The sequence below is a fragment of the Legionella shakespearei DSM 23087 genome, assembly GCF_000373765.1.
Lineage (GTDB): Bacteria > Pseudomonadota > Gammaproteobacteria > Legionellales > Legionellaceae > Legionella > Legionella shakespearei.
In genome coordinates, this window is record NZ_KB892397.1 from 36,223 (window position 1) to 50,426 (window position 14,204).

Genomic DNA, 14,204 nt, shown 5'->3' on the forward strand with positions numbered 1-14,204 from the left:
ATTAATAAAAAATTCCCAACTCAAGGCGCGCTGCTTCTGTCATTCGCTCCTGCGTCCATGGTGGTTCCCATACCAGTTCAACCGTACAATCGCTGATCCCATCAACCTGATTTACCGCCTGTTCAACAGTTCCCGGGAAGGTTTGCGCTACAGGGCAACCGGGAGTAGTCAGAGTCATTTGGATGTCTACATGCCCTTCATCATTAATAGCGACATTATAAATCAAACCCAAATCATAAATATTGACTGGAATTTCAGGATCAAAAACGCCTTTAAGCGCCAGAATTACTGCCTCTTTCATCTGTTCTACATCCTGCTTTTTCTTCAAACCAAACATACTGTAACCTCATTGCCTTCACCGATTCTGTAGCCCGTATTAGCGGAGCGTAATACGGGAATACTGAGCTCGTTGCCACTTCGATCCCGTATTACGCTTCGCTAATACGGGCTACATACTTTATTCAGTTTTCACCACTGTTGTGTCTTTATTTAAAGCAGCTTCCATAGTGTGCCAGGCTAAAGTGGCGCATTTGACCCGCGCTGGAAAAGCCTTCACACCGGCAAGAACTGCCAGCTTGTCCATAGAGTTTGAATGCCCTTCTTCATCCAGAGTCAGCATGTGATGAAAGCGGTGAAACAGGTCATGGGCTTCCTCCACGGTTTTACCTTTTAATGCATCCGTCATCAGAGATGCCGATGCCTGGGAAATAGCACAACCACAACCCACAAAACTTAAATCAGTAATCAGGCCATTATCCAGCCTGGCATAAACAGTCAGTTTATCGCCGCATAAGGGATTAAAACCGTTAGCCTGAGTTGTCGCATCATCCATAGCATGATGATTTCGGGGATTGCGGTTATGATCAATAATGATTTCCTGATAAAGCTCACGCAATTCCATACTCATGCAAACACCTCTTTTACTCTTTGCAGCGCTGTCACAAAATAATCTATTTCTTCTGGCGTATTATAAAAGGATAGCGACATGCGCGATGTAGCCGCAACACCATAAAAGTCCATTAAAGGCATGGCACAGTGATGGCCGCTGCGTATGGCAATCCCCTCACTGTCCAGAATAGTTCCTATATCATGCGCATGAATCTTGCCATGAACAAAAGAAATAACCGGAACCTTATGCGCCGCTGTTCCTATGATGTTAAATCCTTTGACGGACTCAACTGCTTCAGTCGCATAATGCAATAAATGATCTTCATAAGCTGCAATGGCATCCAAATCCAGAGACCACAAATAATCCATTGCAGCGCCTAAACCAATAGCACCAGCAATATTGGGAGTACCTGCTTCAAATTTATGAGGAAGAGCTGCATACTCTGTCGCTTCGAAAGTGACGTAATTAATCATTTCACCGCCCCCTTGATAGGGTGACATGCCATTGAGCAGTTCTTCTTTACCCCAAAGCACGCCTATACCTGTCGGGCCGTACATTTTATGTCCTGAAAAAGCATAGAAATCGCAATTCAAATCGTGTACGTCTATGGGCAAATGAGCAGTCGCCTGCGCACCATCCAATAACACTTTGGCGCCATGCGCATGGGCCATTTCAATCATTTTTTTAACGGGATTAATAGTTCCCAAGGCATTGGAAACATAATTAATCGCAACAAATTTGGTATTTGCATTGAGTTTCTTTTCAAACTCATCGAGTAATAATTCGCCACTGATAGAGATAGGGGCTACCTGCAAATTGGCTCCTGTTTTTTTGCATACCATTTGCCAGGGAACAATATTGGAATGATGCTCCATATAGGTAATCAGGATCTCTTCGCCGGGTAAAATACGTGGCGCCACAAAACTTTGAGCGACCAGGTTGATGGCTTCCGTAGTGCCGCGCACAAAGATACACTCTTTGGCGGATTTGGCATTAATAAAACGTTTTACCTTGGAACGGGCTGCCTCATACTTTTCGGTAGCGCGAACGCTTAAGGCATGCACACCACGATGGACGTTGGAATTATCGTGCGCGTAGTAATGTGCCATAGCATCAATAACGGCCTTGGGCTTTTGCGTGGTTGCCGCGTTATCAAAATAAATCAAATCATGTTCATTAACTTTCTGCTGCAAAACAGGAAAGTCTTTGCGAATTTCATTGACGTTCAATGATGTTATTAACGAAGTCTTGGTATTCATAAATCACCCCAATTGTTGCGTTAATAAGGTACCCAGCCAATCAGCCAATTCACGATTTGGTATCAAGCGCAAATTATCCTGGGCAAAGGCATGAATTAAATAATGCGATGCTTCAAGCCTGCCGATACCGCGAGTGGCCAGATAAAATAAGGCGTCTTCATCCAATTGCCCCACAGTCGCACCATGAGAACAAATCACATCATCAGCAAAAATTTCTAACTGCGGTTTGGTATCAATTTCCGCATTGGCAGAAAGCAGCAGATTTTTATTTTGCTGTTTGGCCTCAGTATGTTGCGCGTCTTTGGCAACAATGACTTTCCCGTTGAATACAGCACGTGAACGCCCGGTTAAAATGCCTTTATAGTCCTGTTCACTGGAACAATTGGGGACCAAATGATGGACAGTTGTATGGTGATCCACATGCTGCCCTTCTGCAGGAGCATAGATACCATTCATCAGGCAATGAGCATGTTCTTCCTGCAAATAAAAACTGAGGTCGCTACGTACCAGTTTTCCACCGAGACTCAGAGAATGACTGGCAAACTGGCTGTGAGCAGCCTGCTTCACTGACACATGCCCAATATGATAAGCCGCTTTACTTTCCCTTTGTATTTTATAATGGGTTAATTGCGCCTTGGAACCAGTAAGCACTTCAGTCACTGTATTGGTTAAATACGAACAGCCTTCTTCACCGCGATATTCTTCAATAACCGTAGCCTGGCTTCCAGCTTCTGCAATAATCAAATGCCGCAGATGCACTGCCTGGTGTTCTTGATCCTGAGCATGGACAAGTGCTATGGGCTCTTCAAGGCACACCCCTTTGGGAATATAAATCAACACACCGCAGTGAATCATGGCGGTATTAAGCGCATGAAAACCATGCTCCTGCTGCAATACTTCCCCAAGGTGTGATTTGATTAACGCTTCATGAGTCGTTAATGCGGTAGCCAAAGGCAATACTAATACACCGGCAGGCAAGTGGTTAATCCATTCATTGTTACCGACAACCATTCCATTTTGGATCACTAATTGCTGCTTTACGGGCATGTCAGAACGGTAGCCATCACCAGAAACTGTTGCCGCACGTTGCCAGGTAAAAGGCTGTTTTAGCAAAGCATCAACCAAAGTATATTTCCATTCCTCATCATGACGCGTGGGAAAACCACTGCGGTTCAAATGAGCCAGTGCTTTAGTTTGTAACTGTGCAAGCCAGGGCAGAGTCGATAGCTGTTCTTTAGCCTGCTGCTGATAAAACTCCAGAATCTCGTTCATAACTGCTCCGTTTCCTCAAGCCAGCTATATCCTTTCTTCTCTAATTCCAAGGCCAGTGATTTGTCACCGGACATAATAATACGGCCATTGACCAAAACATGAATAAAGTCAGGCTCAATATAATCCAGTAAACGCTGATAATGGGTTACCAAAATAATAGAGCGTTCTGGTGAACGCATGGCATTCACGCCCTGGGAAATAATTCTTAAGGCATCAATATCAAGACCCGAATCGGTTTCATCAAGAACAGCCAGTTTAGGTTCTAACGCAGCCATTTGCAGGATTTCATTACGTTTCTTTTCACCACCGGAAAACCCTTCATTGATGCTGCGATACAAAAAACTCTCGTCCATATCCAATAATTGGCATTTTTCACGGATGAAACTTAAAAACTCTATGGCATCCAGAGTCTTGCGTTGCTGCCCTTTACGCACAGCATTGACCGAAGCTTTAAGAAAATTAATGTTCGTCACACCAGGAATTTCAACAGGATATTGGAAGGACATGAAAATCCCCGCCTGTGCCCTTTCTTCTGGCGACAAAGGCAGCAAATCCTGACCTAAATAGTCAATTTCACCGCTGGTTACTTCATAAGAAGGGTGCCCGGCCAAAACTTTTGACAAAGTACTTTTACCAGAACCATTAGGTCCCATAATGGCATGTACTTCTCCAGCATTTACCTGAAGGTTGATGCCCTTTAAAATGGATTGTGCATTTATAGCAACATTAAGCTCGTTTATTTTTAACATATTAACCTACTGCCCCTTCTAAACTAATACCTAACAATTTAGTGGCTTCCACCGCAAATTCCATGGGTAATTCTTTTAATACCTGCTTACAAAAACCATTCACTATCATGGATACCGCATCTTCAGTATCTATACCGCGTTGCTGGCAATAGAATAATTGTTCTTCACTGATTTTTGATGTGGTTGCCTCATGCTCTACCTGCGCCGTTGGGTTTTTAACCTCTATATAAGGAAAAGTATGCGCTGAACATTCGCTGCCCATTAACATAGAGTCACATTGGGTGTAATTACGCGCATTAGTAGCAGTTGGCGCAATACGCACCAGGCCACGATAAGCGTTATGGGCACGGCCAGCACTAATCCCTTTGGAGATAATGGTGGAACGTGTGTTTTTACCCAAATGAATCATCTTGGTGCCAGTATCTGCCTGTTGGCGGTTATTGGTTAAAGCAACAGAATAAAATTCACCTACAGAATCATCACCTTGCAACACCACACTGGGGTATTTCCAGGTAATTGCCGATCCTGTTTCTATTTGCGTCCAGGATATTTTTGAGGCTTTGCCGCGGCAAGCACCACGTTTGGTCACAAAATTATAAATACCGCCTTTACCGTCTTTATCGCCCGGATACCAGTTTTGTACTGTGGAGTACTTGATTTGTGCACCATCCAGAGCAACCAGCTCAACCACTGCCGCATGCAACTGGTTTTCATCACGCATTGGCGCGGTACAACCCTCAAGATAAGACACATAGCTGTCTGCATCGGCAACAATAAGCGTACGCTCAAATTGTCCGGTTGAGGCCGCATTAATACGGAAATAGGTAGATAATTCCATAGGGCAACGCACGCCCTTGGGAATATAAACAAAAGATCCGTCACTGAATACCGCTGAATTTAAAGCAGCATAGAAATTATCCCGGTACGGTACAACAGAACCTAAATATTGCATTAACAATTCAGGATATTTATGTACGGCTTCGGAAAAAGGACAGAAGATGACCCCTTTTTCAGCAAGTTTGGCTTTAAAGGTAGTCGCTACGGAAACACTATCAAACACTGCATCAACAGCTACACCTGCCAGCATTTCCTGCTCCCTTAAAGGGATGCCCAGCTTTTCATAGGTTCTTAATAATTCAGGATCGACTTCATCCAGGCTTTTTGGTGCATCTTTTTTGCTTTTGGGCGCGGAATAGTAAGAAATGGCCTGATAATCCACCAGCGGATAATGAACGCTCGACCATTCGGGATGCGGCATGGTAAGCCAGTGCCTGAATGCTTTTAAACGCCATTCGAGTAAAAACTCAGGTTCCCCTTTAATTGCTGACAGGCGACGGATAACGTCCTCGTCCAGGCCAGGTGGAAAGGTTTCTACTTCGATATCGGTTACAAACCCGTGTTGATATTCTCTATCGAGCAGAGAATTAATTTGCTCACTGCTTTTAGCCACGATTAACTCCACTTGCTAATTGCCGAACTCGTTCCACATCCCTTGTCTGAAGAGTTGGTTTTGCCAATGCTTCCAGACTGACACTGTCAAGTGCTGTTTCTATAGCACGGCTAATTAATCTCCAATTGCCCTGAATGGTACATACTCCCTGCAAGGAACAATCATTCGGTTGCAAACTGCATTCTGTAAATCCGCGATGTTCTTCCAATGCATAAATAATCTCAGACACTGAAATTTCAGTAGCTGCCCGTTGCAAGCGATACCCCCCTGTCACTCCGCGTACAGAGGTTAAAAGACCTGCGCCGGTTAAACGCTTTAAAATTTTACTGACCGTGGGTACTGCCAAATGGGTATGTAAGGCGATATCTCGTGCATTACATAATTCATTCGGGTGCTTGGCAAGATACACCATCACAACTGTTCCATAATCAGCCAATTTGCTGATGCGCAGCATAACATCCCCCAACCAAATAATCTAGTACCAAATAAGTCTTAATTTAAGATAAACCAATCAGGAACACGCATCCTGATTTATTCCCTATAGTATAAATATAGTACTAAATTAGTTCTATATCTGGCAAAAGGCGAATAGTACCTTATTATGAGAAAAATATCCAATGCCACAACAAGTGTATCAGGGCAAACGCATACTTTGCTCATCACAAATCCCAACTATGTCGTCCCCGCGCAGGCGGGGATCCATCTGACAGACAAAGTGAGGTACCACTTTGAAAAATGGATTCCCGCCTACGCGGGAATGACAGGAGCTAAGCGGGAATGACAGCAGCTAGGCGATAAACATGTCTCAATATCTATTCAAAATGATATGATCTTGCCCTGGCAAATATTAATAAATATCCGTAGATCACCACGAATCTTTAATTGGTCAATTTGATTAAAATAATGACTTAATTATTTGATGGTGATGCATTATGAAATATTATCAATATATTTTATCCGCTCTGCGGCAAGGCCTGAAAAATAGCCTGAGTTATTGGGATTTAAAGAGACTCCTTCTAGCTCGTCTCCTTTTACCCGATCATGACGGCTTCCTGGCCCCTCTGGATGAAAAACAGCAATTGATCAATAAACGGCATGACAATGCTCAGGCAAGGCATGCTTTTGATTCAAGATATGGCCTCATCGATGCCTCTTGTCCAAACGAAATGTTACAACAATTTCAATGGGTTTTTAATCAATTAGCAACCTCAGATCATTACACTGCACAGCCATTTAAGGGATCTGTAGTTGTATCTGATAAAACGATAATGACGATCTGGACTCAATCAGGCACAGGGAAAATACAGACAGAATCATATCAAAATGATCATTGGCAAAACTATCAACTCCTTGATGAAACCAGTGAATCCCCTCCGGCCATTATAAAATTTGCCAACAACACCATCATTTCATGGACAGGTACAGAAAATCATTGGCTTAATATCATGACTAATTTTGATCCAAAGCATAAGAAAATATACACAGCATTCAAAACTCAAGGATCACCAATACTTGCCAGTAATCAATATTACCTGTTCGTTAGCTGGATAAATCCGCAAAATCACCAGATCAACATGATGCATTCAACAGATGGCTTTAACTGGAGTAAGCACTACATCGTTGAGAGCAATGCGCTTCTATCCTTACGCTTTGCTAGCCCCCTTCTATTCCAGGATATTGTACGTAATGATCCTGCATTTCTTCATTATAAAGATCCCAAAGGCCCTAATTTGGCTTATTTATGCATACTTTATGGCAATTATACTTTGGCCAAATGGCTGATCGCTAACTATTCAATGGGGTTGACGAACACCGCTGAGCTTAATAACTCTCTCTTTGACTCCTTGTCAAAAATGCATGCATTAAAGATTGCTGAAGACCTCCCGATGATTTTTGCAAAATTACATGAAGCAGGTTTTCAACTTGAGCATCATTTACCTGTATACGCGCAAGCACTTGCTTCTTGCAGCGACCCGGAAAAATCGCGATATGCGAAAACAAAGTTACTCAATTCATTGCGACAATACACTGCTATTCATAAATTACATTTACCAAACGATAACGATTATGCCCAGCAGTGCTATGATTTAACTCAGCTCATCTCAGATTGCGGACGAAAGTGGGAATATGGCCCTCTTGATAAAACTCAATCAACGTTAAGGATTGAAGCTTTTTTACTGCAATGCACACGCATGAATCCGCAACGGATTAAATTAGAATATAAATCATTTTGTGGCTATTTTATCCATTGTGATGAAATGAGTGAATTTAATGTAACATTCGCGTTAAAAAATGCAAATTTAAGTCATTTAGTTCTTTCTGATGAACTCATTGATAAATTAGGAAAAACTTTAAAAAAACTGGGATTCGTTGAGCACGCTTCTTATAATCAGCTGGAACCTATCGTCAAATACTTGCCAAAGGCCTCTCAAATGGCCCTACAATCCTATTGCTTCACGAATATTTATTTCAATCAAAACCGCTTGTTCCGTGGGGAGCCCATGGATACTACATACAGCAGTGACACACCTGCCAACCTGTTAATTCTGTTTATTTTAGGTTGTTTGGTAAATGATGCGGCAAATAAGTTATTATATTTGCAATCGACTACTTCAGGCTATGTCCCCTGTAAACTCCCCGAAGTACTGGTTAGAGGAGAATTGCTTGATGCGGCAACGATTAACAAACGTTTGAATAAACCCATATCAATGCCATCAATTACCAGTTTCAGTCTCTTTAAAGAGGGCGCCAAGCAGTTCAATAAATCCGGAAGCACTTGCACCAGAATCATGGAACGCAATATGCCTTATCCTATGATTCAACAATGGGAAGGAGAAGTCATTATACCGCATGGAGAACAACTGGCTTATACCCAATGTGCTGACGGAAGTTTAATGGCTGAGATTGTACGCAGTCCTCAGTTAGTCAAAAAAGTGGATGAAGCGTCTTTAAGTGCTTTAGCCTATGCTTATGAGAACCATTTAAGCAAGCCTTATAAGGATACCCCGCATAGCATCACACTTAAAGGAACCACGATCCACCGCCCCAATCATGGTTTGGCGCATAGTTATCGGGTCATGACTTATGTTCCCCTGGTAATTAACTATTTTGCACAACACAGTAAGGAGGCGGGTTTTAAAGACTATTGTGCTCAGTTAACCAACGAAGACATTGAGTATTTGAGAATTGCAGCCGTTTTTCGGGTGACAGGCAGGGAAAGTGAACTCTCTTTTAAAGACGATCTCAAACAGTATTTGTTGTATAAACAAACATCTGCTACCCATTTATCAGTTTATTTAAAAAAATCAGGTACTTCAGACAAAATGGTACAAAGGCTGGTGCATATTGTCACGCACCTGGGAGCACCTGATTATGAGTCAGGGATTGGCAGTCATCCTGCGCTGAATCAACATACCGACCAGCAAGAACGGTTATGCCGTACTTATTGCCATAGAATCTTAACAATTGCCCATAATCTGGATTTGGCGCGCTGTAAAGATCCTGCGTATTATAAAGATACACTATCTTATTGTTTGCAAGGCGTAACACATAATGTCAATCAACAGGAAGCTTACAACTATCTATTAAAATACGCGATTGCTCTGATTAAAACTCATGATGATTCGCTCTGTACTGATATTGATACCAATGGAGTCCTGTCACGTTGCAGCAAATCCTATGGCAGTACTTTTGCCAATGCCAGTAGTTCTTTATTGAATCTGTTAGACATGGATGAGGATCTGCAAGTTCAGGAGGAACAGCATGGCATCCGAATGAGCTGCTCTTAACCAAGCCGCGACTGTAAAGGAAGTTTTGTTGCGGCACAGAGCATGATTTACGAAACCGTTCTATGTATGTCGTCCTGAATAACTCTTGCTAAATTGTTGTAAAGGCATAAAAATAAGATATTGGATTATTGATCTTCAGGAGACAGGATGACTCATGACAAGGAACTCGGTGATTTGATGCAGGCTGTGGCCGAGAAAAGTTTGCAAATCATTAGCGACTTAAAAGAACAGCCTATGCAGCTTCCTGCACTTTTATCTCAATTTATTGATTTGACAGAAAATTTTCAGACTTTAATTGCCGTTATTTTAAAAAATCCTGAAAAAGTGTGGCAAATGCAGGTCAGTTATTGGGAGGATGCGATGAATCTGGCCCAATCCCAATTTAAACATTGGCTGGAAGGCAAGCCCATGCCTATTGAGGATAACCGGTTCAGTGGCGAAGACTGGCTTAATAATCCTTTTTTTAATCTTCTCAGCCAACATTATCTGTTAGCCAACCAGCATATGAATGCCTTATTGGAAAAAATGGAATATGAAGACAAAACTCTGGCAAAACGGATGCAGTTTTTTACCAGACAATATCTGGATGCCCTGTCTCCTGCCAATTATGTCCATACCAATCCCCAGCTCATGGCAGAAACCCTGCAAAGCAGCGGTAAAAATTTACTGCATGGCCTCCATAATCTGCTTTCCGATCTGGAAGTCAATTCAAACCGCTTGAATATTAAAATGACCGATACAGATGCATTCAAACTGGGCGTAAACATAGCAACAACCCCAGGCAAGGTAGTCTTTCGTAATGACATGATGGAACTCATTCAATACACGCCACAAACGGCTAAAGTAAAATCCATCCCTCTGCTTATCGTGCCGCCATGGATTAACAAATATTATATTTTAGATCTAAGCCCTCATAATTCCCTAATCCAATGGCTGGTTAGCCAGGGCATTACGGTATTTATCATTTCCTGGGTTAACCCGGATGAACGCTTCGCGAAAAAGAATTTTTATGATTATTTAAATAAGGGGCCAAAGGCCGCTATTTCAGCCATCCAAAAACAATTAAAGGTAAAACAGGTTAATACTCTGGGATTCTGTATTGGCGGAACCCTTCTTGCAACCTTGCTCGCTTACAACAAAGCCCATAAAGATAATTCCATTCGTAGTGCTACCTTTTTAGCAGCCATGATCGATTTCAGCGATCCAGGAGATATTTCTGTCTTTATCGATGAGCAACAGATTAAGAAACTGGAGGCAGAAATGGACTCCAAGGGGTATCTGGATGGTAAATTTATGGCTTCCAGCTTTAATTCATTACGCGCCAATGATCTGATTTGGTCCTTCTTTATTAAAAATTATTTACGTGGCAAGAACCCGGTACCTTTTGATATTTTGTATTGGAATTCCGATTCCACCAATATGCCAGCCACCATGCATTCCCAATATTTACGCTGGATGTATTTGCACAATGACCTGGTAAAACCCGGCAAAATCAGCCTGAATAATACACCAATAGATGTCACCACAATTGACATTCCGACCTTTTTCCTCTCAACCCAGAAAGATCATATCGCCCCCTGGAAGACAACTTACCTCGGTTTTCAATTGATGAAAGGGCCTAAACGTTTTGTTTTGGGTGGTTCAGGGCATATAGCAGGGATAATTAATTCCCCTAATGTAAAAAAATACGGTTATCGAACCAATGAGGACACTACAGCCAGCGCAGAGGATTGGCTGGAACAATCTGTGGAACATGCCGGTTCGTGGTGGGAAGAATGGTTGAAATGGCTTAAAACGCAATCAGGTACTACTATCACAGCTCCTGATTTAAACCAACTCCCCTTGCAGCCGATAATGGATGCACCGGGCAGTTATGTATTAAAAAAGTAGGGAATCTCATGTAGCCCGGTTGCTTGCAACCGGGAACTGACGCTCCTTCACAACCGAAGTTCTAACGAAGTCTCCATTCGTAATAGGTCACCCCTACCAGAGAGCAAGAGACAAGATCCCACTGACCTATTTACCTCCATTCCCGGCTGCAAGCAGACCGGGCTACGGCTCCTGGGCCATTCCCCGATCTACGTCGTCCTGAGCGCGTCTTTTTGCGCGAAGGATCTCCAAATACTGGCACCATGCCGCTTTCGGGAGATCCTTCGCGCAAAAAGACGCGCTCAGGACGACGTAGATCGGGGAGTAGTAAAGATGTTCAGAAGAGTCAGCTCGCAGCCCGTTTGCAGTCGGGCTACTATACCGTTTCTGCAGTTTGTTCTTCTTTCAGCAAGTGCTGTTCCAAACCAATATAATCAATCTTTCCTGAAGATAAAACAGGTATTTTACTCCCCGGATAAACAGTATGAGGCACTAATAGCTCTGTATTACCCTGCTCTTGAATTTTCTTAATAAACAATGCCTTATCTGCATGAGTCGCTTCGCTGAACAACAGGATTTGCTCCCCTTTCCTGGGGCATTTTCTGGTAACAGCAGCATGCAATACTTCAGGCCAGATTGACGCAGCAATGCCTTCTACCGCGGTCAGAGACACCATTTCACCCGCAATTTTAGCAAAGCGTTTTGCGCGTCCCGCAATGGTAATAAAACCATCAGCAGTCATGGTCACGATATCTCCTGTATCATGCCAACCATCAAAAGGAGGGTTAATAGTTCCAGTCTTGTCAGCACTCATATACCCACGCATCACATTAGGCCCACGCAGGAACAAACGTCCACCTTCCGCTATTCCTTCAACAGGCTCAATACGACTTTCCATAAGCGGCAATATTAACCCTACGCTTCCAGGCCTTGAAGCCAGAGGACAATTTAAAGAAATCACCGGTGAAGCTTCTGTAGCTCCATAACCTTCATAAATTTTTACCCCAAAAGTTTCAGTCCAATGCCTGATGGTTTCCGGTTTTACTTTTTCAGCACCGGCAAAAATATAGCGGACACTGCTGAAATCATGCCGTTCAGCGGCTCTGGCGTATCCGGTTAGAAAGGTATCTGTTCCAAACATAATGGTAGCCCCGCTTTGATAAACCAATCCGGGAATCACTTTATAATGCAAAGGTGATGGATAAAAAAAGCACTTAATCCCTTTAACCAGAGGAAGTACGCTACCGGCTGTCAAACCAAAACAATGGAAGATCGGCAGGGCATTAAAAAAGACATCACGGGATGAGAAATCAACTCGCGATAACATTTGACAACAATTAGCCAACATATTCGCATGACTTAAGGCCACCCCTTTAGGCACGCCTTCAGAACCAGAGGTAAACAAAACCACGCCAGTCTGTTCCGCGCTGATTTTTTCCCCTAACATTTTATAGGCCAGGGAAGGAAAGGCTCCTTTAAGCAGGCCAGACAGTTTATTCCCTAAATTGATAGAGGATTTAAAGTCTTCCAGGTAACGGATATTAATCCCCGCTGTCTGCAATTCTTCAATCAAGGGTTCCAGTTTGGCGGTTGCCACGAATTGTCTGGAAGTATAAATGGTTTTGATACCGGCTGTATGACAGGAAGAAAACAGATTATAAAATCCGGTACTGAAATTAAGCATAGCCGGAATACGTCTGTACGCCTGCAATGCAAAAAAAGTAACCATACCGGCTATAGTAGTAGGCATCATAACCCCTACATATTCTCCCGCGGCCGTTTGTTTTTTTATTTGTCGTCCTAAAATAAAGCAACGCGCTATAAATTGTTTGTAACTTAAGGGCGCGCGATTGCTGTCTTCTATCTTGGCTTTATTTTTGTTGCCAATATTAGCTCCGTCTATAAGGGCGCTGAATAAGGTATTGGGTTGAAAATTGTTAGCAAACGTCAAATCACTGATTAAACGAAACAAGCGCATCGCCACCGCCGCCCTGTCCACAGGCACATGGTCAGCCTGAATAAAAAGCTGTGAAGGCAATACATGAAGGGTAATTTTAGGAAACAGGCGAATGCGATGTTTGTTTTTGCTGATAGAAAAGATACTGTGTTCGGCTCCTTCTATCCGGACAGGAATTACTTCAGCACCGGCTTTTTGTAAAATAAAACCAGGTCCATCAAATACTTTTAAACTGTCTTCATATTGCCGTAAGCCTTGCGGAAAAATAACACAGCGTTTACCCGCACGTATGGCTCGAATCAGGCTTTTAGTTGCCAGGGTGCTTGAAGGGTCAATGACAATGACTTCGGCAAAGAGCATCAATAATTTCACCCACAGTTTCTTAAACATTCCAGGGTGAATGGCAACAGTCAGCCGTTCAGGTAAAAAAACGGAAAGCAGCAAGACATCAATAACCGAGGTTCTATTGGCAATAATGACCGAATTAGGGGCTGGCTGATATTGCCCTTTTACTTCGACACGAAACCATCTTACCAATAATGCTTTTATTCCCTTTCTTGCGCGTTGTAACTGCTTTTCCTTCCAACTCAATTGTTCCATAGTATTGATTCTCTGCTAAATTTTGTTTGGGTTATATTTGATCAGCACCAATTTTACAAGATTGGCATGAAATAAAATAGAGTCAGTATGAAGAACAGGGATACTCTGCGTCGTCCTGAGCGCGTCTTTTGGCGCGAAGGATTGTAAGTTTAAAATTTTATATAATGTCGGATAAGAGAGTAGCTCTTTACTTCAAGAGTAAAGAGCGCGGGCGTGAGCGACCGTCGAAGGATTGGTTTAGCAACCGCGGAGATCAAGGTACTCTGGCCCTGCTCTCGAAACGTTTGAATAGTTGATTGGACTCCTTAAAGTACGTCCGCTTACAATCCTAAACAATCAAATTCGAGGCATTATGAAATTATACACTAATT

Annotated in this window: 10 protein-coding genes; 2 read left to right on the forward strand and 8 right to left on the reverse strand. The window is 42.7% G+C overall.

Annotated features, from left to right (window positions below; all coding sequences use genetic code 11):
• Position 1: 1 nt before the first annotated feature.
• The 7 genes from B094_RS0107810 to B094_RS0107840 all read right to left on the reverse strand — a co-directional run bounded on the left by B094_RS0107810 (position 2) and on the right by B094_RS0107840 (position 6,073).
• Positions 2-337, reverse strand: coding sequence for an SUF system Fe-S cluster assembly protein (locus B094_RS0107810; protein ID WP_018577255.1), 336 nt, complete (start codon positions 335-337; stop codon positions 2-4).
• Between the two features lie 120 nt (positions 338-457).
• Positions 458-907: a Fe-S cluster assembly sulfur transfer protein SufU gene (sufU, locus tag B094_RS0107815; protein ID WP_018577256.1), complete on the reverse strand. Its 450-nt coding sequence runs from the start codon at positions 905-907 to the stop codon at positions 458-460.
• The gene (locus B094_RS0107820; protein ID WP_018577257.1) at positions 904-2,148 is read right to left on the reverse strand and encodes a cysteine desulfurase; all 1,245 of its coding nucleotides are present in this window, start codon (positions 2,146-2,148) and stop codon (positions 904-906) included. Before B094_RS0107820 ends, sufU begins: the two co-directional genes overlap by 4 nt.
• 3 nt (positions 2,149-2,151) lie before the next feature.
• Positions 2,152-3,420, reverse strand: coding sequence for a Fe-S cluster assembly protein SufD (gene sufD / locus B094_RS0107825; RefSeq protein WP_018577258.1), 1,269 nt, complete (start codon positions 3,418-3,420; stop codon positions 2,152-2,154).
• On the reverse strand, positions 3,417-4,169 hold the full coding sequence (gene sufC / locus B094_RS0107830) for a Fe-S cluster assembly ATPase SufC (RefSeq protein ID WP_018577259.1): 753 nt from the start codon (positions 4,167-4,169) through the stop codon (positions 3,417-3,419). The genes sufD and sufC overlap by 4 nt, the downstream gene beginning before the upstream one ends.
• A gap of 1 nt (position 4,170) precedes the next feature.
• Positions 4,171-5,619 (reverse strand): Fe-S cluster assembly protein SufB, encoded by a 1,449-nt coding sequence (sufB, locus tag B094_RS0107835; RefSeq protein WP_018577260.1) that lies wholly within the window; start codon positions 5,617-5,619, stop codon positions 4,171-4,173.
• The gene (locus B094_RS0107840; protein ID WP_018577261.1) at positions 5,612-6,073 is read right to left on the reverse strand and encodes an SUF system Fe-S cluster assembly regulator; all 462 of its coding nucleotides are present in this window, start codon (positions 6,071-6,073) and stop codon (positions 5,612-5,614) included. The genes sufB and B094_RS0107840 overlap by 8 nt, the downstream gene beginning before the upstream one ends.
• Before the next feature lie 478 nt (positions 6,074-6,551).
• On the opposite strand from B094_RS0107840, the gene B094_RS0107850 reads away from it, so the two are divergent.
• Both B094_RS0107850 and B094_RS0107855 read left to right on the forward strand, forming a co-directional pair.
• Entirely contained in the window at positions 6,552-9,407 is a 2,856-nt protein-coding gene (locus B094_RS0107850; protein WP_018577263.1) for a SidE phosphodiesterase domain-containing protein, read from the forward strand.
• 147 nt (positions 9,408-9,554) lie between these two features.
• A complete protein-coding gene (locus B094_RS0107855; RefSeq protein WP_018577264.1) occupies positions 9,555-11,297 on the forward strand; it encodes a PHA/PHB synthase family protein in 1,743 nt (580 codons plus the stop codon).
• A 355-nt stretch (positions 11,298-11,652) separates the two neighbouring features.
• Here the strand turns inward: B094_RS0107855 and B094_RS0107860 are convergent, their stop codons facing one another.
• A complete protein-coding gene (locus B094_RS0107860) occupies positions 11,653-13,833 on the reverse strand; it encodes an AMP-binding protein (protein ID WP_018577265.1) in 2,181 nt (726 codons plus the stop codon).
• Positions 13,834-14,204: the final 371 nt, after the last annotated feature.

Coding starts and splice junctions, on each gene's coding strand:
- B094_RS0107810 (WP_018577255.1), bottom strand. CDS start 337: ATGTTTGGTTTGAAGAAAAAGCAGGATGTAGAACAGATGAAAGAGGCA.
- sufU (WP_018577256.1), bottom strand. CDS start 907: ATGAGTATGGAATTGCGTGAGCTTTATCAGGAAATCATTATTGATCAT.
- B094_RS0107820 (WP_018577257.1), bottom strand. CDS start 2,148: ATGAATACCAAGACTTCGTTAATAACATCATTGAACGTCAATGAAATT.
- sufD (WP_018577258.1), bottom strand. CDS start 3,420: ATGAACGAGATTCTGGAGTTTTATCAGCAGCAGGCTAAAGAACAGCTA.
- sufC (WP_018577259.1), bottom strand. CDS start 4,169: ATGTTAAAAATAAACGAGCTTAATGTTGCTATAAATGCACAATCCATT.
- B094_RS0107840 (WP_018577261.1), bottom strand. CDS start 6,073: ATGCTGCGCATCAGCAAATTGGCTGATTATGGAACAGTTGTGATGGTG.
- B094_RS0107850 (WP_018577263.1), top strand. CDS start 6,552: ATGAAATATTATCAATATATTTTATCCGCTCTGCGGCAAGGCCTGAAA.
- B094_RS0107855 (WP_018577264.1), top strand. CDS start 9,555: ATGACTCATGACAAGGAACTCGGTGATTTGATGCAGGCTGTGGCCGAG.
- B094_RS0107860 (WP_018577265.1), bottom strand. CDS start 13,833: ATGGAACAATTGAGTTGGAAGGAAAAGCAGTTACAACGCGCAAGAAAG.